Consider the following 24,015-nt stretch of genomic DNA (forward strand, 5'->3'; position numbering starts at 1 on the left):
CTAAGTTTTTTAGTTACTACAAATTTACGAAATACTATCGGGTGACCAAATCACTATTTGTAGTGAGTCGGTTTGTGCCTGTTTTTTTATATTATTAGAGATTGTATGTTGATAACTTTATAGCCTAGCATAGTGGTTGTTATGGAAATATTCTTAATTTTGGTAAACTTTATTCTCAAATACTGTGTTTAGGGTAATAAAATTAATTACTCTGTGGTGGAATTTACATAAATACAGCAGGGGTGCTGGTAGTTGATAATCCATACAGAGCGCGCAACAGGAATTCTGTTTGACGTACTGGACGTGTTTTTATTTAAAAGAAAGAAATGGAATGCCTGATTATACTATAATAGAACATTATGTAGACAAAGCGATAGCTTTGGCTCGCAAGCATCACGAATATCTGATGTATATCGACCGGTATTATATTCAGATGTATGGAGATGAAGTACAACCCGAAATGTATATCGGATCTAACCCCGAAGAGTATAAGCTAAAGCCTAAGCTGATGAAGTTGGTGCAACCTGATACCAGCGGATTAATAGTTACCAAAATAACAGATGAGTATAAAGAGTGGAAGCCTGTTCCCGCTAATGTTGTGCAGAAAGATATCAAAGAACTGGAATCATATTATTCAATAAAACTGCCCGACAGTTACAAATGGTATCTGGGATATATGCATTTTTATCAGATTTTCTGGAATATCGATATCAAGTTGTATCCGTCTCCAATAAATGTTTGGCAGTCTGTATTGAAGAAAAAGAATGACGAGAAACGACAATTTATCTTAGATAAGGGGCTGTTCAGCATTGGTGAATACAGTGACCATGCTGATATTTGCTTCGACCTTTTAGATGAAGACTGTGAGAATGGAGACTACCGTATTGTTTACGTAGATCACGAATCTGCTGATGAGCCGGAGCTATTGGCTTCTAATTTTCAAAGTCTTTTGTCAGATATTCTAACCAAACCCGAACCTGAACTGAAAGAACTTAATGCTTCGGAACAACGTTTATTCGGTGATATTCTTAAGGCTTGAGCTTATCTTGTTGATGTAGGTAGGGGCTTCATTCCTTTAAGGGAAGTTTGCTTACAATAACCCCATAAGCTTAGCGACCCGGCATGCCTCCAAAGAGTTTTTGACTCTCAGCTTTTCTAATATATTCTGGCGGTGCCTGTTTATAGTGTAGATACTGATTGATAGCGTCTCGGCAATATCTTTGCTCATTTTCCCTTTTTCTATTAATGATAATATTTCTTTCTCCCTTTTAGATAAAATATTATTACACTTTTTTACATCCGGTTGTAGAGTCTCACCCGTAGAAGAATTGATGATTAATCCTTCAGATACATCAAACTCTTGCTTTACTGGTAAGAAGTCGTAAAGACAAAGCGATAACCATAAATTACCTACGATACAGCCACTGACATAAAACATCCGGTGTTGTATTGCCATATATTCACCATCATTATTTTTCATCCGCATTTTGCTCCTGACATAATAATCCGGACGCTCTTCTAAAGGCATGGATTTTAATAGGTGAAAAAATTGAAGTTCCAGAGAATGCTTCATTAATAAATCGTCAGGATGGATTCTGTCAAAAATATCTTCTTCCCAGATTGAATTTATATTTTTCGCACTGCCTTTTTCGGCGATACCCAGCTTCTCCGCGACGCTACCATTATATATATAGCTTTTATTAGCTTTCAAATCGCTAAGAACCGCCATCGAATTTTCGATCAGCGAATAACCGTATGCAATCTGCTGATACTTTGAGAGGATATTGAATTCATCTTCTCCTTTGGAAAAAGGCTGCCTTAAGAGTTGCTCACTTAATGTAGAGACTATGTTCATTTTATCATCTAAAAATGGTTATTAATCAGTATTGACTATTATTATACAGGTATTTATCTTTGTAAATGTAGTTTTTTATATGGTTATTTAGCTAAATATTTTACAAAAAATAATTCTTTTTAATATGTTACACATGAATAAGTTTTTGATTTTTAGTATTCTGATCTTTATTTCAGGCAATACAATGGCACAGAGTTTAGAAAAGATGCAATGGTTTAACGAACCTGAGCAATGGGAAATAAAGGATAATACCCTCTCTATGTATGTTACTCCTCAAAGCGACTACTGGCGCATTTCTCATTATGGATTTACTGTAGATGATGCTCCTTTCTATTATACTACTTACGGAGGGGAATTTGAAGTAAAAGTAAAAATATCGGGCGACTATAAAGTACGTTTCGACCAGTCGGGTTTGATGTTGCGTATAGACCCCCAGAACTATATTAAAACGGGAATAGAGTTTGTCGACGGAAAGTATAACCTGAGCACAGTTGTTACTCATAAAACGAGCGACTGGAGTGTTATTACTTTAGATAAGCCTGTACCGTTTGTCTGGATAAAAGCTGTAAGGCGATTGGATGCTGTAGAAGTGTTTTATTCTTTTGATGACAACGAATATGTAATGATGCGGAATGTGTGGTTACAAGATAATTGCCCTGTGATGGTTGGGTTGATGGGAGCTTGTCCGGATGGAAATGGATTTACCGCCAGATTTGAGAATTTTTCGGTGAAGCATTTACCCGATCAGCGCAGGTTGAACTGGTTGAAAAACAATGCGGAATAATATCTTGAAATAATTGATTAAAAGTAACGAAAATGAAGATAGAACATATTGCAATCTATGTAGAAGATATTGAGTTGGTTCGTAAATTCTATATGGAATATTTAGGGATGGTTTGTGGTGAGAAGTATGTAAACCCGAAGAGAAACTTTACTTCTTATTTTCTGTCTTTCGGAGAAAATAGAACCCGTATAGAGCTGATGCATATTCCGGATATGGCAGCTCCTGTAAGCCGGGGTAACTTGAAAGGACTGGCACATTTTGCTATTTCCGTCGGAGAAAAGGGTAGGGTTGATGAACTTACCGAAAGGTTGCGCAAAGATGGATATACAATTGCAAGCGAACCCAGAACAACGGGTGATGGATATTATGAAAGTGCAGTACTCGACCCTGAAGGAAATTATGTGGAAATCACGGAATAAGATGGATGAAATAAAGAATATAATATTTGATTTTGGAGGTGTGCTGATTGATTGGAACCCCTTATATCTTTATCAGGATGTGTTTAAAGATGAGTCCGAATTAAATTTCTTTTTGAATGAGGTTTGTAATCATAAATGGAATGAGCAGCAGGATGCAGGGCGTCCTTTTATAGATGGTATTGTCGAATTGGTTTTGAAATATCCTGATTATAGTAAAGAAATAGAGCTTTTCTATACCCATTGGATAGATATGGTTGGTGGCGAGATAATTGAAAATACCTTATTGATAGATGACCTGAGAGCGGAATATCTTTTGTTCGGATTAACGAACTGGTCTGTTGAGACCTTTCCGCTGGTGTATCATAAATATCCTTTTTTCGAAAAATTAGATGATATTATAATCTCGGGAGAAGAAAAACTTATAAAGCCCGATCCCGAGATATATAAACGATTACTTCTAAGATGCGGAATTGAAGCCAAAAACTCACTTTTTATAGACGACAACGAAGCGAATACTAAAGCCGCCTTTAATCTGGGATTTCACACTATCCATTTACAGCAAGGAATGAACTTAAAGGATGAAATGAGAAAAAAGGGAGTCTGCATTTCGTAATACAATACTTCACTGAACGTTCGTATTATGGCTATATATCAGAATTTAACATTGATATTCGTCCCGAATGTAAATGGTCTGCCTGCCTGTGCGAAAGTTTTACCCATAGATGTAAAATAATAGGTAATATAGTCTTTGCATCCGATATTTTTGGCCCACAAGTCAATGGATATATTTTTAGCTACGAATGATATTTTTCCGTTGAATACTCCGTAATAAGGTTGTGATGCAAGATTGTCTTCGTTCCAATACAGTTTGCCTAAACCTACGTATTGTCCGTTCAGAACGATCTTATCCAGAAAAGTATTACGTAATCTGATGGAGTAGTTAGCTGTTGTGGAGAAAGTATTTGACGGAACCATGGGGAGATAATTATCTGCATAACTAAGCTCTTCATTTACAGTATATCGTTTGAATTTGGCATGGGTATATCCATAACTGAGTTGTATGCTCAGGTTTTCCAGCGGATTTATATGTACTGTAGCCTCAACTCCCTTGCTAACCGATTTGCCGGCGTTCCGTAGCAGAAATCCTTTGCCGCTGGGTTGTGATTGCGAGATCTGTTGATTTTTCCAATCGATGTAAAAAAGGCTTATTTCGGTGTAGATTAAATTATCCAGGCAGCTGGCTTTAGTGCCTATTTCGTAATTCCAGCTTTGTTCGGGTTTGAAAGCCCGGTCTTTTTCATCCTCAACGGTAGTGTTGAACCCTCCTGATTTATAACCTTTCGAAACAGAGAAATATACAATCTCGTCGTTCGTGAAACGGTATTGCAGGGAGGCTTTGGGGGTGAATTGCGAAAAGTGGTCTTTTTTTCTGATATTCATTGTTTCCGTAATACTATTGTCGGGCTTTAAGCTATTCACAACAGTATGCATTCTGGTTTGCTCCCAGTCGTAACGTGCGCCAAGTATCAGAGACAATCCTTCTGTAAACAGGTCGTTGATGGTCGATTGGTGGTATAGTGCCACACCTCTGGTAGGAGTACTTATATCCTGAAGTGTGTGTGTCTGTGTACTCCGGTAATCGATATCGTTATCGGTGCTAAAGTCCTGCACGAAACCGAAAGCTCCCCATTGCCATTGGTATTTGCTGCTTCCTGTCGATTTCAGGTTAAATTCCTGTGAAACCATACGCTGTCTTTGACCGAAGTCAACAAAATAGAGATCGTCGGGGCTGAAATCCTGGTCGATTCCCTGCCGTCCGTCAAAATACTGGAACGACGATTGCGAGCTCAACTGAATACGGTTGGTAGTATAAGCGACATTTAGTCCCGAGGTCGAAACATTGCGGCGATAAAACGAAGGTTCGTTATAATTGACCTTTTGCACAGTATTATCCTCCGGATTGTATATCCCGTATGGGTAACCACCCTGATCGGAGTATTCGTATGCCGATGTCAGATGAATATATAATTGAGGGTTTACATGCCAGCTGAGGCGGATGCGTCCGGCTGCCGCGTCCACGGGATCCGACCTTTTACCTGTAAATTGATTCCGGAAGTAACCTCCTGAGTGCGAAATGTTCCCGGAAGCAGAATATCCGAAAATATTGTTGATGTTTCCGTAATGTGAAGCCTCCGCTTTATAGTTGTCGTAACTAGCAGCAGAAAGAGACAGGTTCGTCTCTTTATATTTGAATGGAGATTTGGTATATACATTGATAATTCCACCCATGGTGTTTCTTCCGTATAAGGTTCCCTGAGGTCCCCTGAGAACTTCTATCCTGTCGATGTCGTTGAGATTGAAATCGAAGGTAGACCTGTCGAAATAAGGTATTCCGTCAATGTACAATCCGACGGATGGCGCATTGATACGTGAACCTATCCCCCTGATATATGCCGGAGAGGTCATTTTAGAACCGTAATCGGGTATAAACAGGTTGGGTACATATGCACTTACTTCTTTTATATTACTGATGTTCCGGTCTCTTATAGTTTGGTCGGTGATGAGGGTTGCCGAAACCGGTTGAACCGAAATATTATCGTTCTTTTTAAACGCTTGTATTACGATTTCATCTGCCGTATAAGACATCTTTATCGAATCCTGAGGAATATGGATGTTGTCTTCGGCCTTGATAATGTGTGTATTCAACAGTAAGGTGTAAAGAAAAATCAAAGTATAGCTTCTTTTCATTTCAATCCATTTTTTTTTCTTAAAAAAAGAAAAAATTAGTTTTTAGTTTTTGCAAAGTTACAAAACTCTAGAACATCGGCAATCACTAGATGTGGTGAGAGACGCAGGCGATTTTGAAGTTTCAATCCATTCATTCTAATATTCTATATATCTATCATTTTTTTGAAGGGCTGCACAACATTTTAAAAAAAATTACGTCTTATATATGACACAAAGATCTATTCTGTAGTAAATAACTAAAATCAATTACGTTTATGAAGGGAAGATATCTGTATTCGTTTATGTTCGGCGCGCTTTTATTAGGGTCTTTTTCTTGGCAAGCCGATTTAAAAAAAGCTTTTTCTTCGATGATGACTACCGACAATATTCAATTGTCAGAAAGAGAAGCAAGTTTGGATGCAGGGCGTGATTCAGCGGTATTTGTAACAAAAGGTACTTGTTGGTGGATTAACAAGATCTTGGTTGATGGACAACCTGTTGAATTTAAAGTAGCGGATTCGCAAAATGACAGATTTAAATTAGAAGGAGAATGGTTCACCATCGAACGTGATGGACGCCAGAAGCTTGTGGTGAAAGCAGATGACAACAGATTTGCTTCTCCCAGAAACATTAAGATTGTTTTGGAAGTAGGTAAATCTTTTGACAGTATCGATATTGAACAACAAGGCATGGATCGCCGTTTAGCTCAGCTTCAGGAATAATTTCATTAATTATTATCTTGTGTCGTAACCTGATTCTGATGCATAGACTTTACTAAAATTTTATCGATACGTGCACCATCCATATCCACGATCTCGAAAATAAAATTATTCCATTTAAGTTTTTCTCCGGTGATAGGGATGTGTTGCAACAAGTCTAGAATTAAGCCACTAACCGTATTGTATTCGTTTTCGAAATAAAGATTTCCCAGATCGAAGTACAGTAAGAAATTATAGAAGGGGCATTGTCCGTCGACAAGGCAGCTACCGTCTTCGCGAACTACTATCTCAGGGTCCTCGTAGTCGCCGGGTATTGTCCCTACTAATGCTTCCAGTATATCTTTCAGAGTAATTATACCTACTATACCCCCAAACTCGTCACAGACAAGGGCATAGTGTATAATATTATTTTTCATTTGATCCAGAGCAGTATACACGTCCATATGCTCGGGAAAGTATTGGCATGGACGGACGAAATTATCCAGTTTGAAATCGGGTTTGTCGATCTTTCCGAAAAGGTCTTTCAGAAATACAACTCCTATAATATTATCAAGATTATGATCGGCTACCGGGTATACATTGTATAAATTGTCCTGTACAGCCTTATTAATTTCCTGCGAGGTCATAGTTTGCTTAAGCCATACTATTTCGCTGCGGTGTGTCATGATCGATTCAAGATTACGGTCACCTAAAGAAAATACACGCTCTACAATATCCTGTTCCACTTTCTTTACTTCGCCGCCTTCGGTTCCTTCTTTCACCATCGATTTTATTTCTTCTTCGGTCACTCTGTTGTCCGCATCCTTGATGTTGAGTATGCTGAATATAAGGGCTGTACTTTTAGATAGTATCCATACGAACGGAGAGGCTATATGAGACAATATGTTCATGGGGCGGGCAACCAACTTTGCGACTTTGTCGGATAAGCTCATGCCTATTCGCTTCGGTACAAGTTCGCCGAAAATAATACTCAGGTAAGTGACTATTATAACGATAGTTATTTGTGCCAGATAATATGTTGCGGAAGGAGACAGCCCGAATATATTAAAGAGAGGTGCGAAGTCTTTTGCCAGTACATCGCCCGAATAGATACCGGTGACGATGCCGATAAGCGTAATTCCGATCTGAATGGTCGATAAGAATTTATTAGGTTCAGTGGCCAGTTTAAGGGCCGCCATAGCTCTGGCATCTCCTTTTTTAGCATCGCTCAGTAGCTTCGATTTCCGGGTTGATATTACAGCTATCTCTGACATCGAGAATACCCCGTTCAGTAAAATAAGAAATAATATAATGAGTATGTCCATTATTATAGATATTGTATTATTGCTATTAAATGTAAATGTGTATAGAATTTATTTTTCCGAAACATTTGTTTCAGCATAGCAATACCAGATAGTAAGATGAAAGAAAAATTCTCATATAGAATAGTAGGCTTGTATTTGCGAATATATGTATTATTTTTCTGTTTCCTGTGTGTTTTATCTGATTTTGTATATAAAAAAAATACCCCGGAGTACGTTTCCGGGGTATTTTTATGCTTTTTGTGCGAATATTTCAGAATACTCTGTAACCGACATTTACAAATAAGTTCCGGTTATAAACATCGTACTGGCGGTCTACATTAACCATTCCGAAATCGTATCCTGCATTGAATGAGAAACGCTTCCGTTCGACCCCAAGCAGCAGCGAAAATCCTGCATCGAACCGCTTCCATGCCTCATCACCGAATACATCGACTTTATTTTTTTCTTTTTCACCGTTCAGAGACGTCTCAATGGTGGCTTTACCTCCTATTCCGTACGCGAAATAAGGGCCTCCTGAGAAATAGACCGAAAGATTGTCGGCAACCTCAAATTTGTAACCTACATAGAGGGGTACTTGTAAGTATATGGAGTTGATAGATACCTTCTCATTTTGCCAGACTGAGACATCGGCATATGAACTGTTATAGCCATAGTCGAAATAATTATACTGCGGATTCTGCTCGTACTTAGCTCCCTTGGTTTCGAAGATAAGGCCGGACTGAAAAAAAAGATTATTGGGTAGTGTATAATCGACGTATGCTCCTGCCTGATAGCCAAGCTTCATATCGCTATCCAACTTATCGTTGGCACTGACATATACGTTAGATAATCCTGCTCCTGCTTTGATTCTGATAGCCCACGGAGAATCCTGAGCATTTAAACAAAGAGCAGAAAGGAAAAGTGTTGCACACAAAAACAATTTGTTTTTAGCTTTCATAATCTGTTTATGAATTGGATAATACTCTTATTATATAAGACGTTACGGATCCAAAAAAGTTGCGTTCGTTTTATTCTACCGACAAAAGTAAGTAATAATTAAGAAATCAGAGTTAATAAAACTTTTAGTTTTAGGTGAAATCACACATTAAATTATAAAATGTATAGTTTTTATTCACATAACTGTAAATTTTATTTACAATTGATAAAGTTAGTTTCTGATTTAACTTGTTGATGTTTAGTGTTTAACTGTTTTTGGCACAAGGTTGGTATATTTATTTGCAAGAAAAAAACATAAAAAATGTGTAACTATTTATTGTGACTGTGAGTCATATTATAAAACAGCAAAAAGAAACAAAAACGAAAATATAACAGTGTTATGAAAATTAAGGTAGGTGTATTAGCAGTATTAGTGTTGTTTACGGCAGGTGTTACTGCTCAAAATGTCAAAATATCGGGACGTGTGGTTGACAAAGTCGCAGCACAACCTATAGAATATGCAAATGTATCTTTAATGAAGCAAGACTCAACAGTGATTACCGGTATATATTCGGATGCAGATGGTCTGTTTACCTTTAATAATCCGTCGGGCGATTATCTGGTATCAGTTACATATATGGGATACCAAACATGTTATACTCCTGTAAAAAATAATTCGGGAAATCAGGATTTGGGAAATATATCTATCGAACCATCATCAGTAATGTTACAGGATGTAACCGTAACTGCCCAGTCGGTGATAAATAAGGCAGACCGTAAATTGATAACACCGTCGGCTGAACAAGTGAAAGCATCGACTAATGGTTTCGATCTGTTGAGAAAACTACAATTGGCAAGGATAGAAGTTAACCCTTTAACCAACGCTGTAACCTCTGTCGGAGATGGAGAGGTGCAATTGAGAGTCAATGGAGTGAAGGTAACTAATGCCGAGATACAGGCTTTACGTCCTGACGAAATTATCCGTATCGAATTTCATGACGATCCCGGAGTTCGCTATGGTAATGCGGCTGCAGTGATTGATTATATAACAAAACGAAGAGTATCCGGAGCTAATGTGAATGGAGACCTAATGAATAACGTTAGTAGCGGCTTAGGATTTGCTGAAGATTATCTGGCTGTAAAATACAATAATAAGAAATCGGAATTTTCGGCTAATGCATATTATAATTATCGGGATATAGACTGGGTACAAGCCAATAACGAAACTTTTGTATTTCCGGATAAATCGATAAACAGGGCAGAAATAGGAGAGCCCACTCGTTTTAGAAGAAAAGAACTAAATACAGCATTGAATTACAGTTTGATGGATAAGGATAATTACTATTTTAATGCTACGTTTCGCTATATCTATGGCGATACACCGAATGCATATAGTGACCGTAACAGTAAGATCGAAACATCATACAATAGTGTGCCTCTGTCGATAAGCGATCATTCGACTGAAAATTCAAAGTCTCCCGCTTTAGACCTTTATTTTCAGAAAGATTTGAAAAACGGACAGTTACTTATCTTTAATGTTGTAGGAACCTATATTGATTCAAAGAATACCCGGCTTTATCAGGAGCATCGTGCCGGAGCTACCGTAACGGATATATATTCGGACATCTCGGGGAGTAAATACTCGTTGATTGCTGAAGGTATTTATGAGAGAAAGATGGGGAATGGTAAACTTACCGGAGGAATGAAGCATTCGCAGGTATATACTGAAAATGAATATAAAGGTAACACTATAGCGAATATTTCGATGAAACAAGCTGATACAAAAGCCTATGCCGAATATCAGATCAAGGTAGGGAAGTTCAGTTATATGGCAAATATTGCAGCTACCAGATTTTTTTACAGTCAGGCAGGTGAGAGCCAGAAGAGTATAACGTTTCAACCATCGGCAAGGGTTAATTATAACCCGAATGATAACCTGTATTTCCGTTATCGTTTGAATGTATGGAATAATATTCCTTCGCTGTCTAATCTGAATAATGTAGAGCAGGCTATCGACTCTTTGCAGATACGGAGAGGTAATCCTAACCTGAAATCGTTCTTGACTTATCAGCAATCAATTGCAGCAGGATATAATAAAGGAATAATAGGTATCGATCTGTATACTCAATACCAATATCAGAATAAACCGGTAATGGAATCTATATTTTACGAAGACGGAGCATTTATCCGTACTTACGAAAACCAAAAGTCGCATCAGCATTTAATGGCTCAGTTGACCATCAGAATTAAGCCATTCAAAGATAATCTGTCTGTTAGCTTCACACCGGGTATCAATCATTACATAAGCAAAGGAAACGATTACAGCCATAAATATACTAACCGCTATTTCAGGGTGAATGTAGACGGTTCATATAAAAATGTTATGGGTACATTCATGTACAATACACCGTGGGATTATTTTTATGGAGAAGGTTCGAACGGAGGAGAGCGTCTGCATATGCTGGGCTTAGGTTATAAGAGACAAAAATGGTCTGTAATGTTAGCGGCCTTCAATCCATTTGGAGGAGTCTATGAGCAAAAAAGCGAGAATCGTGCAAAATTAAATCCCGTAAACACTAGAGTTTCTACAGAGAATCTGACTCGGATGTATGTAGCGAAATTCACATTTAACTTAGATTTCGGCCGTAAGTTTAGCGGAGGCGATAAGCGCATCAACAACAGCGATACCGATTCGGGAATCATGTCGGGAGCAAAGTAAAGACACCTTTTTTTCATGGATATTTATATATTCAAAAGATGGCAGTAAGTATGATAGAAGCTTACTGCCATTCTTCATTTTATCTATACAGAAACTACTGAAATGAAAGTTACTTCTGTATTTAACCGTAACCTGGAGGCTTATAACCAGGAAAAACGGATTATCGTAAACAAAGGATCGACCCGTTCGTCTAAAACATGGAGTATACTCCAGCTGCTTTACCTGATAGCGGAGTCGTCATCTGTACCCCGTCTTATATCCATCGTCTCGGAATCGATGCCGCATCTGAAGAAAGGGTGTATACGTGATTTTGAAAATATGCTACGGACTGAGAATAAATGGGATAGGAGGGCGTGGAATGCTACGGACAAGATGTATACAGTAAACCATTCGCGCATCGAGTTCTTCTCGGCAGACCAACCGGCTAAAGTGCACGGCCCTGCCCGCGACATTTTATATATGAACGAATGTATTAATGTTCCTTTCGAGACTTATCGTCAATTGGCTATCCGTACTCGCGAAACGATATTTCTGGATTATAATCCGTCGCATGAATTTTGGGTAGACGAGAAGGTCTTGACACGTGCCGAATCGGTCTTGATACACTCTACATATCTGGATAATGATTTTCTTACCGATGTACAGGTGCAGGAAATAGAATCAAATAAAAAAGACGCCGAATGGTGGCAGGTCTACGGATTGGGGCAAACCGGTTCTAAAATAGGATTGATTATGCAAAACTGGGAAATCGTACCCTCACTGCCTTCTACCTACAAGCAACGCTGGGTAGGTATAGACTTTGGGTTTACCAATGACCCGACAGCTATAGTGGAGGTAAGGCTTGCGGAGGGAGCTTTGTGGATGCGTGAGCTGCTCTATGCCAGAGGGTATGATAATATAATGATAGGCAATTACATGGATGAACTGAATATTCCGCATAGCATATCTATTGTAGCCGACAGTGCAGAACCGAAATCAATCAGCGAGATACGCCATCAAGGATGGGCTATAGAGCCAGCCAATAAGGGACGGGATAGTATTCTGGCAGGATTGTCGATACTGAACCGTTATCATAAATACCTGACCGGAGATAGCACTAACCTGATAAAAGAATTTCGGAATTATCGCTGGATGACTGATGTTTCGGGCAATCCTACCAATACACCTATCGACCGTTATAATCATGCTATAGATGCTTTACGGTATGTTGCATTGAATAAAATGTCCCGAAAAGGAAATTTCGACTACTATATAAAACGGTAAAATTATCTGAAATGGATAACCGGCAGATGAAAAAATACGATGCATTTATCTGATTTGTAATGTTTAGATCATATTTGTGTTTTTTAAGAAAAAAAAAGAGTATATATAAATTGTTTATTATCAATCGATTTAGTCAATAAGATTGGGCGCTTTAAGAGAAAATAACTTTTTGCTTTTTGTTTGGTAAATTTACTATACATATATTTGCCTATTCCATTTTTACATATTCATTCAGATTCAGAAAATTTACCGGATGCAGATAAAAAAGATATCTATTAAAATAGCTCTTGCCACATTGTGTTGTGTAATAGCATTTTCGACAGTAGAAGCCAAGAATAGAAAAAAGTCCGCAGCGACTACCGAAAGTTCAGCAAAAACAAATGTCTTAGAGTCTAAAATAGGTATCGAAATACCCAAAGACAGTACTAACCGCAAATTGGTGTCATTATACAATGAGGCCGTTGACTGGTTAAAAACACCTTATCGCAGAGGCGGTATGAGCAGCAAGGGAATGGACTGCTCGGGACTAACCGGTACGATTTATAAGAATGTGTTTGGCATTACTCTTCAACGAAGCAGTAACGCGATATCAAAAATGGATGTAAAAGATATCACAAAAAGTGAACTGCGCCCCGGAGACCTTGTATTCTTTTCTACTTCGCGTGGAGGAAAGCGTGTGAATCATGTAGGAGTATTTCTCGGAAACAGGCATTTTATCCATGCATCCTGCTCCAATGGAGTAATTATCAGTAGTCTCGATGAGGCATATTACCAACGTACATGGGTTAAAGGAGGAAGAGTAGATGGTGCGACAGAAAAAATATTATTGGCGGAAAGCGTTCCAACTACGTAATGGAATGTAACCATATTCCGATAAAACATAAAAGAACGGTTCGTTAATCGAATCGTTTTTTTTCATTTATTCCTAACTTTCGCTTATATTCGCATCTTACAAAGATATCAGGTCTTTAGATGAGATATCGGAGTTTGGAAAATCAAAGGAAAGATTATTGATACGGGAGTTTTAACATAAGCTCCAAGCCTGTTATAATAAATAACCATAAGGGATTAGAGATTGCAGCTGTAAACGGTTGTTTATATGCTGTCTTAATGCGAAAATAATAATGCAAAAAGAATTAGAAAAAAGAGCGCAGGACGTTAATGAGAAATGTCCGATTATCATAGATCAGACAATCAGGCTCGATAGCTGCGAGGTTCTACCTGATAATACATTTCAATATAATTATACTTTTCTGTTTATTGATGCAACCAAGATAGACCGGGAAGAATTTAAAGAAGAAATGAAAGATGTGCTTCTATTCAATTTGCAGAACAATGAAGAGTTGAAGAGACTGACCGAAAAGGATGTCAATTTCGTATATTGTTGTAAAGATGAAAATGGTAAGCCTTTAGGTCGATTGACCATAACTCCCGAAGATTATAAGAATCCGATAAATGACCCTAAACTGCGCGAAAGGCATTTAGGAAATGGTAATGTTGAAAAGGTGCTGAAAGAGATGGTAAAAAAGACAAAACAGCAATTGCCTCTCTTTACCGAAGGCAGCGGCATAAGCCTTATCGATTGCAAAACTTACCAAAAGACTCTCGAATATACTACCAAGCTACTGAATGAAGATGTGGCGCGTTTTGACAGTATCTATTTTAAATCGACTAATACCCCGATTGTAGTTGATACACTGAAACATAATCCTGAAATGAAATATCTGGCAGATCATGGTGTAACCATTAGTTACGAATATCTGGATAAGAATAATAAGTATCTCTGCACTATCACTATTTTGCCGGAAGAATATGCCTGATAGTTTTAATTTAATCTAACCCGTAAGAACTATGAAACAGACACTTTTCGCATTACTTACAATTGCTTTATTCTTTACCGGATGTAAAGATAATAAGCAAATCAGTCCTGTATTGAAGACCGTTGTAGAGGAGACTAACAAGCAATGCCCTTTGCAAATAGATCCGGTAACGACGTTGGTCAGCAATGAAGCCTTACCCGGCAATGTGTTGAGACAAAATTTTAAGGTGGATTTTAAAACAGAATTAACTGATACGGTAGTAGCTAAGAGAGCTACAAAGCGGCGGGCATTATACAATGTAGTTACTGCTCCGCAGATTAAATCTTTGAGAGATATTAATGCAAGTATATTATATGTATATACCGATACTAATGGCAAATATCTGTATCAGGTATTGATAACTCCGGATGACTATAATGCTTTTCAGAAAGATAACAGGTCGGACAAGGAAGTGTTAGCTGAATTATTGCCTGATATGGTATGGAACAATAAGTTGTTAATACCTATGAGGTTAGACGAAGTAACTACTCTGGTCGATTATACTGCGGCTGAGCCTGATACATTGGTCGCTATCTATGATCTGGATTCTAAAGTTAAATTTGAAGACTTTGATATTTCGTTAATGAAAAAGATATTGGTGCAGAATACGAAAAATGATATTTCGGCCCAAGAGGTGAAAGACAGAAACGGTATCTTTAAACATGTTTACCGCGATGTAAACGGAAAGGCTATTGAGATCGTTATTACACCTGCAATGTATAAATAAAAACTGAATAAAAAGGGGCTGCTTCGATCAGAAGCAGCCCCTTTTGTTTTTACCGGAAAAATAGATTTACCGTTTCAATTGCATTCTGAATTGTTCCTGTTCGTCTTCGGCTTGAGCCTTGTCGAGCCGGTAAAGAAGAAATCCGAAAACTTCGACAACCGTTTTTTTAAGAACCTCATCAAAAAGAAGAATTTTATCTTCTGCCAGATCGGCAATGACCTTGTACCAGCCCCATTTTCGGCAAAATCCTGTATAAGACGGAGATATTGGGCGCCCTGTAACTTTACTTCTGAATAGAGGCTCGAAACGGCTTGATATCTCTCTTTTTGCTGCAAAAAAAAAGCCAGAAGCGGAAGCGCTTTATCCATATTGAGGTTACGGAACATGTTCCGGCGGCTGTCGGTAACCTTACTGTTATAACCTTCTCCGGCAGGACGGCAAAGGATTGATAATATATCGGATAACCGGGATTCGGAATCAGATTCGAAAACCGATTCTATATCAACCCATTCCGAGAGGGTAAGGTCTTCGGTTTGTGCAATAACGAATGTTTTGTTTTCAATTTCAATAGAGTGCGCAGGTTCTCCTTTGTATTCTTCAAATGCGAAACGGATAATATCATATATCGTATCGAATAACTGAGTCGGATTGTCAAGCAATATTTCTGAGTCTATGCCGCAAACATCCGCAACTAATTGTACCTGTTCTATCCGGTTTCGGGGTTCTGTCATAAACCAACGTTCATAATTGCCCAGTTTGATATCGGACCATGATTGTGGAATCTGAATCTGCTGATTGTCAAAAGTAAGTGTTACCATAAAAGAAAGCATTTTAATTTTAAGTATATACTGATTTTCTATGGTATAGATAAAATTATTTGAAGTATCAGTAGAGCTATAGCCAACTGTCAACATGAACATGAATAGCCTCCGTCTGTTATAATTTATATGAATATTCTCTAAAAAAGAATCTGATAGAGAAAGATTCACTGACAAAATGCTATAAATAGAATTAATAGTAATAAATTTGCGGCGGATTTTTTGAAATTCAGTGTTTTAGCAGTTATTGAGTATATGATAGCTTATAACTGTATATATCGGAGAACATAAAATATATTTTGTTGCTTTTGTTATGGATTGGTTGTTAGATGCCATTTTCAAACCGTCAATGATTCAGACGGTTGTTCTTATTTGCGTGATCTCAGCTATTGGGTTGCAATTAGGGAAAATCAAGATATTTAATATCTCGTTAGGTATTACTTTTGTTTTTTTTACAGGAATTGTAATCGGGCATTTCAGGCTGGATCTTAACCGGGATATGCTTTATTTCGCCCAGAATTTCGGGCTTATAGTTTTTGTTTACGCTTTGGGTATCCAGGTTGGCCCGGGTTTCTTCTCATCACTCAAAAAAGGTGGTTTCAGGCTCAATATGCTGTCGTTGGCAGTAGTTGCCATTGGTTTAGCCACTGCTATAATTCTGGCTGTTACAACGCATATATCTATGCCCGACATGATGGGTATACTATCGGGTGCTGTAACTAATACACCGGCTCTGGGTGCGGCTCAGCAAACTTTGCGCCAGATAGATCCTACTAATGTGAAAGGTATTGCAGATATGGCTTTGGCCTGTGCTGTAACATATCCGTTAGGTGTGGTAGGTGTGATACTCGCTGTTGCGTTTATGCGGGCATGTTTCGTTCCTAAAAGTTCTGATTCTGCGAAAAGGGAAAAGAAAGACCATAGTACCTATGTCGGCGAATTTATGGTTACTAATCCGGCTATAGTATCGCGTACTATCAAGGAAATAATGAAGCTGTCGCCCAAAAAGTTTGTTATCTCAAGGATATGGCGTGATGGAAAAGTTACCATCCCCACATCGGAGTCGACTCTCGAACTCAATGATCATATATTGATTATTTCTGTAAAATCGGATGTAGAGAATATCAAAGTGTTGTTTGGTGAGCAGGAAGAGGTTGACTGGAATAAAGAGGATATAGACTGGAACCATATTGATAACAGCCATTTGGTATCGAGACGTATTATCGTAACCCGTAGCAAGGTAAACGGGATGAAACTGGGAGCTCTGAAGCTGCGTAATCTGTACGGAATTAATATTACCCGTGTAGACCGTGCAGGTATAGACTTATTGGCTTCTCCTGATCTGGCATTGCAAATAGGGGATAAGATAACTATTGTCGGCGAAAAAGTTTCGGTAGATACTGTTGCCAAGATATTGGGTAATGAGCTGGCTCGGTTAAAGAACCCGAACCTTATTGCCATATTCATAGGTATTGCATTAGGTTTGCTTTTGGGGGCGATTCCGATTCCGATTCCGGGTATCAGCGTTCCTGTGCAGTTAGGTATTGCCGGGGGGCCTATTATTGTAGGTATCCTGATGGGAGCATTCGGGCCTCGTTTTCGTATTACTACTTATACGACCCAGAGTGCAAATCTGATGTTGCGCCAATTGGGTATTGTAGTTTATCTGGCTTGTCTGGGTCTGGATTCGGGTGAACATTTTTTCGAAACTGTTTTTCAAAGCGAAGGATTGTTGTGGATAGCAATCGGCTTTGCTCTGACTGTAATACCGGTTCTGATCGTAGGTACTATAGGTATGAAAGTTATGGGATTGGGATATCCTAAAACCGTAGGTATGCTTTGTGGAAGTATGGCTAATCCGATGGCACTTAATTATGCAAATACAACAGTGGAGGGAGATGAGCCTGCGGTTGCATACGCTACTGTTTATCCGATGACTATGTTTGTGAGAATTATTACAGCACAGCTGATTCTGTTGTTTTTTGCTTAGTTGATATATTATATAGGTAAAATATAAAAGGGCTTTCCGATCTCGGGAAGCCCTTTTGTGTTTTTTATCTGTTTAGTTATTTTCTTCTGTAAGGTACTACAAAGTTGGTTACACTTATTTTTGAGATCAGGCGTTTGTCTGTATCCGATATAACTTCAACATCCCAAACATGAGTCGAGCGTCCGATATGTACCGGAGTGCCTATTGCCCTGACTGTTTCTCCTATTTTAGCCGAAGATATATGATTGGCACTGATCTGAATACCGAAGCATCCTTCGTCTTCTTTACACAAAAGATTTGAACCTACTCCGGCAGCGGTTTCTGCCAAAGAAATTGTGGCGCCACCATGTAGAACATCCATCGTCTGGCAATTGTGCCGTCCGACAGGCATTATTACTTCTATTGTGGGTTCGTCATTTTCAACAAAACTCATTTTCAAAGTTTCCATCATAGTGTCTTTGACACGCTCCCGAATATTATTTTTGTTTAATCGCATATATTAAGTAGCTGAAATATTTAATGATATATTTTTGAGTTAGTAACATTATGTAACCAAAACAACGGTCAGGTGATAAATAATAGGATAAATACCTATACCGTGTAAACCAATTAAACGGTTTTCTATCGGTTTTGTTCCACGAAAATAAGAGATATTTTCCGAAAGGGTAGTGTTGTCCATTATTTTTTAATGAAATATGCGAATTAGTACATGAAAAAGGTTCCCTACTTTTCTACTATTTTACTAACGCGCCTAAAGGCTTGTTTTTCATTTTGCCTTGATGCAAAACGAAACAAAAGATCAAGACTACGCCTGCAAGCCCGACCCGTTATGTGTTCGAAAGCGAAGACAAATAAAATACGTTTAATACAACTTCTATTTGTCTTTTAACGCTTTCTTCGCACAACGGGTGCCCCGTGCTTTACGACGATGTCAGAGCCTGACGGGCGTACAGCCAAATCAGTCGTAAACTTAGAGAAGGGTAAGCAATCTGTGGTTGCGCGCAGCAAAAAAGAGGTAATTATTTAAAAGAACTTTTTCAACTAGAGATTGATAGGAGATATGTACATCGAATTTTACTTATTCACCCGATTTTTATCCGGAGAAAGATAGCTATATTTGTAATACTTCTCATTAAATCCAATGGATATGAATTTCGAAAAAATAAAAGAAAGTCCCGTATTTATAGGTGTCCAGCCAGATGAATTAGCCAGCTTATTTGAGGTCATACCTCATCATGTTCAGCTTTTTGAGAAAGGAGAAGTATTGGCCCGTCAGGATGAACCTTGTAATCGGCTTATTATTTTGACAGAAGGGTTTGTCAAGGCCGAGATGTCCGATCCTTCGGGTAAAGTTGTTAAGGTAGAAGATATATATGCACCTAATCCATTGGCAATATTATTTCTGTTTGGACCTAATAACCGTTTTCCGGTAGAAGTTACCGCTCACGATAAGGTAGAGGCTTTGATTATACCTCAGAAGTCGGTGTTGAAAATGTTGCAGATGAATGAGCGTCTACTGCTTAACTTTCTAAACATATCGGCTATGTATGCCTCCATGCTTTCAAAAAAGCTACATCTGATGTCTTTCCGCACTATACGCCAGAAATTGTCGATGTACTTACTCGATTTGTCGAAACCTGATAAAACGGAAGTTGAGTTGGATCGTACCCAGAATGCTTTGGCGGAGTACTTTGGGGTATCGCGCCCTTCATTAGCGCGGGAGCTGGCACATATGCAGGAAGAAGGTTTAGTCGAAGTTAACCGAAAGAATATTAAGATATTGCAACGGAATAAGTTACTTCAGTTAGTTACATTCTGATCGGAAAGTATAGTTTTCGACCGGATATATTTTGTTGTTTGATCTCCTTTGCTATTTGTAATCCATAAAGTATCGGTCACGAGTTTGTATGTCTGTATATATTTTTCCAGGTATATCTTGGTCTCATCCAGATAATATTTACTCTTGTTCTGTTCGTCTTGTTCTTTTCCTTCAGCATATGAAAAATATGAATAACGGTCGCTGGTAAACACACGGGTCATAACCAAACTATCGGTTTCCCCGTAGTAGTTGTTCCATATTCCGGCTATGATATTGGTATCATTGTATTCGCTCTCCACCTCATCTACATCGCCGCAGGCCGAAAAGGAGAGGAGCAAAAGCAGTAATGATACGAATCGATATTTTTTTTGCATATTCAGATGGTTTTTAAGGCTTAATATCTTTTTGTTGGTCTGGTAACCAAAACAACAATCCGGTTATATTTTATATACCTTAAATACTTTATGGTTACTTATATAATAATAAACGAAAATTGTGTATTTTAGTATAATCAAAACGCGAGCTTTTTTATCATTTTTGTAAGTGAAAGAAAAATAGTTTGTTATGTTTGTAAAAGGTATTGTTAATGCTTGTTATTGCTTTCATATTAGAAAATATTTAATGATTTATTATTAATTAATGCGAATTAGTAATTAAGATATTTATCTATAAAATAAAAAATCAGGAATGGAATACCGGTTACATATTCATAAAATATCAGGTGCCGGTAGAGATTCGAATGAAAAATAAAAAGTAAAAAACAGTGTCACTTTTGTCACCTTTGTCACCTTTTTTGAGGTTAAATATTTAATTTAAAATAGTTTATAAAAGTGACATATCCTTTACACAGGTAACACAGATGTATACTTACTGTTACTTAACAAATAAGCCTGTATTCTTAAAACAATCGGAACTTATTTTTTGTTACAATGTCGAAGCATATTCTATTAATCTAATTCACTGAAATATACACTTCTAATCTAAATATACTCATTATGAAAGCCAAAAGTAGTTCGCTTATTCCTATTTTGTTACTTGTTTCTATTTTTATGCTGCCTTTCCATATGTTTGGGCAATCGGATCCGCAGGTCATAACTGTAAACGGAATTGTAAAAGATCAGAAATCGAAGAAAAAGCTTGAGTATGTAAATGTATCTGTACAAGGTACGGATATTGGCACTGTGACTAACAGCGACGGGGAGTTTTCGCTGAAAATACCTGTGGAAAATAAATCCCAGAATCTGGTTTTTTCGCATATTGGCTACAAAAACCATTTATATCCGCTGAATAATTCAGGTATTTCAAATGAAACATTCTTATTGTCGTCCGATAGTCAACTTCTGGATGAAATAGTTATACGATCCGGCGATCCGGCAGTAATTGTAGGGGAAGCAGTGAAAAAGATAGATCAGAATTACAGTAATACTGCAACTATATTGTCGGGTTTTTACCGGGAGACAGTACAAAAGGGAAAGCGGTATATCGATATATCGGAAGCTGTAATGAATATCTATAAAACGTCTTATGCCCAGGAGGTGGACAGAGATGGGGTACAGATTTATAAAGGGCGGCGGTTATTAAGCCCTAAACCGAGTGATACCCTTAGTGTAAAGTTACAGGGTGGCCCTAATCTGGCAGTATACGGAGATATAGTTAAAAACCCATATCCATTACTGGAAAAGGAAGCTCTTGGTTTCTACCGATATAAGATGGAAGATCCTGTAATGATCAATGATCGTCCTCATTATACAATAGGGTTTGTGCCTCAGGTAACTATTCCCGAGATGCCTTTGTTTTCGGGTGAAATTTATATCGATCAGCAAACTTTGACTATATCACGTGTTGAATATAGTATGGATATGAATAACAAGGAAAAAGTAAGTCGTGTTATATTGAAGAAGAAGCCCTCTAAACTGCGCTTTAAACCTAATGAGGTATCCTTTATAGTGACTTATAATTCGCAGGACGGACGTAGCCGTATCAATTATATCCGTAATCAGATAAAGTTTAACTGTGATTGGAAACGGCGTTTGTTTGCGACATCTTATACTGTAATATCCGAAATGGTGGTGACAGATAGTAAACCTGCCGGCTCAGAAAAAATACCTAGTAAAGAATTCTTCAAACAGGATCAGACGTTGTCCGATAAGATCAGTAATTTCTCGGATAATAACTTCTGGCAAGCCTATAATATTATTGAACCGACAGAATCGTTGGAGTCGGCTGTTGTTAAGCTGAAAAAGCAATATAAAGATTGAACTATATAAAATTTGAATGCCCCGAAAATATCCGGGGCATTCTATTTTAGTGGTAGCTGATCCTCCCAAATCAACTGGCCAAAAACATTTTCATATCGTCGTCTACATTAGTAATACTGCCGATACCGAAATTCTCAACTAGTACTTTAGCAACATTTGGTGAAAGGAATCCCGGAAGGGTAGGGCCCAGATGAATATTCTTTACGCCTAAATGCAATAGAGCAAGTAATACGATCACGGCTTTTTGCTCATACCATGCGATATTATAAACGATAGGCAGTTTATTGATGTCGTCCAGTCCGAATACTTCTTTTAGCTTCAGAGCAATAACGGCTAGCGAATAACAGTCATTACATTGTCCGGCATCCAACATACGTGGTATTCCGTTTATATCACCCAGAGGTAATTTATTGTAACGGTATTTTGCACATCCTGCGGTAAGGATAACTGTGTCCTGCGGCAAAGCTTGTGCGAAATCGGTATAATACTGGCGGCTCTTCATACGTCCATCACATCCTCCCATCACAAAGAATTTCTTGATAGCTCCGGATTGTACGGCGTCTACAACTTTGTCGGCAAGTGCCAATACCTGAGCATGAGCAAAACCACCGAGTATAGTGCCTTCTTCTATTTGTTTAGGCGCCTGACATGTTTTTGCCAAAGCAATGATTTCAGAGAAATCTTTGGATTGTCCGTCTTTGCGGTCGGCAATATGTCTTGCACCTGTAAGGCCGGCTGCACCTGTAGTAAATATTTTGCCGATGTATGATGCTGATTTCGAAGGAGGAACTATGCAGTTGGTAGTGAATAGTATGGGGCCGTTGAAAGTTTCGAAATCGTCTTTTTGCTGCCACCATGCACCGCCGTAGTTACCTACCAGATGCTTATATTTCTTTAGTTGTGGATAGTAGTGTGCAGGTAGCATTTCGCTATGGGTATAAACGTCTACACCTGTACCTTCTGTTTGTATCAATAGGTCTTCGATATCCCGCAGGTCATGCCCGCTGATAAGTATTCCCGGGTTTTTACCTACACCGATATTTACTTGTGTCATTTCGGGATTACCGTATCTGCCCGTGTTTGCAGCATCGAGCAATGCCATACCTTGTACTCCGTATTTACCTGTTTCGAGGGTTAATGCAATAAGTTCGTCTGCCGAAATATCTTCGCGTGTAATTTCGGCTAAAGCGTGTTGCATAAAGCGGTATAGTTCGTCATCTTTTTTATCCAGATTGTAGGCATGTTCACCGTAAGCAGCCATCCCTTTCAAGCCATAATGTATCAGTTCTTTCAACGAACGGATATCCTCGTTTTGTTCGTGAAGTACACCCACTGTTTTAGCTTTGGTCATGAATTCGTCTTCGTTTCCTTGCCAAGTGCAGGCATCCGGCAGATTGGAGGTATTGGTGTTTAATTGTGATTTTAGCTCGTCGCGAAGAGCCAGACCTTCTTTAACTTTGTCTTTAAGCGCATCGAAATCGAAATTAGCATTGGTGATGCTCATAAACATGGCATCTATAACATACTTATCGGCTACAGGCGATGCTTTTCCTTCTTTGCGTAAAGCATCATTGATCACTGCTACTCCTTTATTTACGAAGAGCAATAAGTCTTGTATGTCCGATACTTCAGGTGTTTTTCCGCAGACACCCATCAATTCACATCCTATTCCTTTAGATGTCTCCTGGCATTGATAACAAAACATACTCATAATTATACAATTTATAAGTTTATATATTAGTTGGTTGATCCGGATACAAATCTATGGAATTGGTATTCGCTAAAATGTATCATTTGTTACAAACTGTTTTTTTGCTTGTAGATACAACAAATAAGACT

General features: G+C 38.3%; 21 protein-coding genes. 13 read left to right on the top strand and 8 right to left on the bottom strand.

Annotated features, from left to right (window positions below):
• Positions 1-331 precede the first annotated feature (331 nt).
• Positions 332-1,039 (top strand): SMI1/KNR4 family protein, encoded by a 708-nt coding sequence (locus BUC12_RS13770; protein ID WP_062179132.1) that lies wholly within the window; start codon positions 332-334, stop codon positions 1,037-1,039.
• A 51-nt stretch (positions 1,040-1,090) separates the two neighbouring features.
• Here the strand turns inward: BUC12_RS13770 and BUC12_RS13775 are convergent, their stop codons facing one another.
• On the bottom strand, positions 1,091-1,855 hold the full coding sequence (locus BUC12_RS13775; RefSeq protein ID WP_062179129.1) for a response regulator transcription factor: 765 nt from the start codon (positions 1,853-1,855) through the stop codon (positions 1,091-1,093).
• Between the two features lie 133 nt (positions 1,856-1,988).
• Between BUC12_RS13775 and BUC12_RS13780 the strand changes: the two genes are divergently transcribed.
• The 3 genes from BUC12_RS13780 to BUC12_RS13790 are packed head-to-tail and all read left to right on the top strand — an operon-like array spanning position 1,989 to position 3,671.
• On the top strand, positions 1,989-2,639 hold the full coding sequence (locus BUC12_RS13780; protein WP_062179125.1) for a DUF1349 domain-containing protein: 651 nt from the start codon (positions 1,989-1,991) through the stop codon (positions 2,637-2,639).
• Between the two features lie 32 nt (positions 2,640-2,671).
• Positions 2,672-3,058: a VOC family protein gene (locus BUC12_RS13785; RefSeq protein WP_062179121.1), complete on the top strand. Its 387-nt coding sequence runs from the start codon at positions 2,672-2,674 to the stop codon at positions 3,056-3,058.
• Positions 3,006-3,671: an HAD family hydrolase gene (locus BUC12_RS13790; protein WP_201780489.1), complete on the top strand. Its 666-nt coding sequence runs from the start codon at positions 3,006-3,008 to the stop codon at positions 3,669-3,671. The genes BUC12_RS13785 and BUC12_RS13790 overlap by 53 nt, the downstream gene beginning before the upstream one ends.
• A 38-nt stretch (positions 3,672-3,709) precedes the next feature.
• Here BUC12_RS13790 and BUC12_RS13795 read toward each other — a convergent pair whose 3' ends face one another.
• Positions 3,710-5,806, bottom strand: coding sequence for a TonB-dependent receptor (locus BUC12_RS13795; protein WP_062179115.1), 2,097 nt, complete (start codon positions 5,804-5,806; stop codon positions 3,710-3,712).
• A 254-nt stretch (positions 5,807-6,060) separates the two neighbouring features.
• Here BUC12_RS13795 and BUC12_RS13800 point away from each other — a divergent pair, with 254 nt between their 5' ends.
• On the top strand, positions 6,061-6,507 hold the full coding sequence (locus BUC12_RS13800; protein ID WP_062179113.1) for a hypothetical protein: 447 nt from the start codon (positions 6,061-6,063) through the stop codon (positions 6,505-6,507).
• Positions 6,508-6,512: 5 nt separating this feature from the next.
• On the opposite strand, the gene BUC12_RS13805 is transcribed toward BUC12_RS13800, so the two are convergent.
• Together BUC12_RS13805 and BUC12_RS13810 are read right to left on the bottom strand one after the other, a co-directional pair.
• Entirely contained in the window at positions 6,513-7,808 is a 1,296-nt protein-coding gene (locus BUC12_RS13805; RefSeq protein WP_062179110.1) for a hemolysin family protein, read from the bottom strand.
• 250 nt (positions 7,809-8,058) lie between these two features.
• Positions 8,059-8,745 carry a porin family protein gene (locus BUC12_RS13810; protein WP_062179107.1) on the bottom strand — a complete coding sequence of 229 codons (687 nt, stop codon included), beginning with the start codon at positions 8,743-8,745 and terminating at the stop codon, positions 8,059-8,061.
• Between the two features lie 378 nt (positions 8,746-9,123).
• Here BUC12_RS13810 and BUC12_RS13815 point away from each other — a divergent pair, with 378 nt between their 5' ends.
• From BUC12_RS13815 to BUC12_RS13835, 5 genes are all read left to right on the top strand, one after another.
• Positions 9,124-11,442: a TonB-dependent receptor gene (locus tag BUC12_RS13815; protein WP_062179104.1), complete on the top strand. Its 2,319-nt coding sequence runs from the start codon at positions 9,124-9,126 to the stop codon at positions 11,440-11,442.
• A 102-nt stretch (positions 11,443-11,544) separates the two neighbouring features.
• Positions 11,545-12,705: a PBSX family phage terminase large subunit gene (locus BUC12_RS13820; RefSeq protein WP_062179101.1), complete on the top strand. Its 1,161-nt coding sequence runs from the start codon at positions 11,545-11,547 to the stop codon at positions 12,703-12,705.
• Between the two features lie 253 nt (positions 12,706-12,958).
• The gene (locus BUC12_RS13825) at positions 12,959-13,558 is read left to right on the top strand and encodes a C40 family peptidase (RefSeq protein WP_062179099.1); all 600 of its coding nucleotides are present in this window, start codon (positions 12,959-12,961) and stop codon (positions 13,556-13,558) included.
• A gap of 271 nt (positions 13,559-13,829) precedes the next feature.
• Positions 13,830-14,525: a hypothetical protein gene (locus BUC12_RS13830; RefSeq protein WP_062179096.1), complete on the top strand. Its 696-nt coding sequence runs from the start codon at positions 13,830-13,832 to the stop codon at positions 14,523-14,525.
• Between the two features lie 31 nt (positions 14,526-14,556).
• Positions 14,557-15,291 carry a hypothetical protein gene (locus BUC12_RS13835; protein WP_062179094.1) on the top strand — a complete coding sequence of 245 codons (735 nt, stop codon included), beginning with the start codon at positions 14,557-14,559 and terminating at the stop codon, positions 15,289-15,291.
• 74 nt (positions 15,292-15,365) lie between these two features.
• Here BUC12_RS13835 and BUC12_RS13840 read toward each other — a convergent pair whose 3' ends face one another.
• Positions 15,366-16,109 carry a hypothetical protein gene (locus tag BUC12_RS13840; protein WP_070808576.1) on the bottom strand — a complete coding sequence of 248 codons (744 nt, stop codon included), beginning with the start codon at positions 16,107-16,109 and terminating at the stop codon, positions 15,366-15,368.
• A gap of 313 nt (positions 16,110-16,422) precedes the next feature.
• Between BUC12_RS13840 and BUC12_RS13845 the strand changes: the two genes are divergently transcribed.
• The gene (locus tag BUC12_RS13845) at positions 16,423-18,099 is read left to right on the top strand and encodes a putative transporter (RefSeq protein WP_062179089.1); all 1,677 of its coding nucleotides are present in this window, start codon (positions 16,423-16,425) and stop codon (positions 18,097-18,099) included.
• 76 nt (positions 18,100-18,175) lie between these two features.
• Here the strand turns inward: BUC12_RS13845 and BUC12_RS13850 are convergent, their stop codons facing one another.
• On the bottom strand, positions 18,176-18,595 hold the full coding sequence (locus BUC12_RS13850) for a PaaI family thioesterase (RefSeq protein ID WP_062179086.1): 420 nt from the start codon (positions 18,593-18,595) through the stop codon (positions 18,176-18,178).
• 651 nt (positions 18,596-19,246) lie between these two features.
• Here BUC12_RS13850 and BUC12_RS13855 point away from each other — a divergent pair.
• Positions 19,247-19,918: a Crp/Fnr family transcriptional regulator gene (locus BUC12_RS13855; protein WP_062179210.1), complete on the top strand. Its 672-nt coding sequence runs from the start codon at positions 19,247-19,249 to the stop codon at positions 19,916-19,918.
• Here the strand turns inward: BUC12_RS13855 and BUC12_RS13860 are convergent.
• Positions 19,900-20,292 carry a hypothetical protein gene (locus BUC12_RS13860; RefSeq protein WP_062179084.1) on the bottom strand — a complete coding sequence of 131 codons (393 nt, stop codon included), beginning with the start codon at positions 20,290-20,292 and terminating at the stop codon, positions 19,900-19,902. The genes BUC12_RS13855 and BUC12_RS13860 overlap by 19 nt on opposite strands.
• Before the next feature lie 621 nt (positions 20,293-20,913).
• On the opposite strand from BUC12_RS13860, the gene BUC12_RS13865 reads away from it, so the two are divergent.
• On the top strand, positions 20,914-22,176 hold the full coding sequence (locus tag BUC12_RS13865) for a carboxypeptidase-like regulatory domain-containing protein (protein ID WP_062179082.1): 1,263 nt from the start codon (positions 20,914-20,916) through the stop codon (positions 22,174-22,176).
• Positions 22,177-22,246: 70 nt separating this feature from the next.
• Here the strand turns inward: BUC12_RS13865 and hcp are convergent, their stop codons facing one another.
• Complete coding sequence (gene hcp, locus BUC12_RS13870; protein WP_073357318.1) at positions 22,247-23,887, bottom strand: hydroxylamine reductase; 1,641 nt, start codon at positions 23,885-23,887, stop codon at positions 22,247-22,249.
• Between the last annotated feature and the right edge of the window lie 128 nt (positions 23,888-24,015).

This window comes from Indolivaga macrotermitis, from assembly GCF_900128985.1.
Taxonomy (GTDB): Bacteria; Bacteroidota; Bacteroidia; order Bacteroidales; family Dysgonomonadaceae; genus Dysgonomonas_A; species Dysgonomonas_A macrotermitis.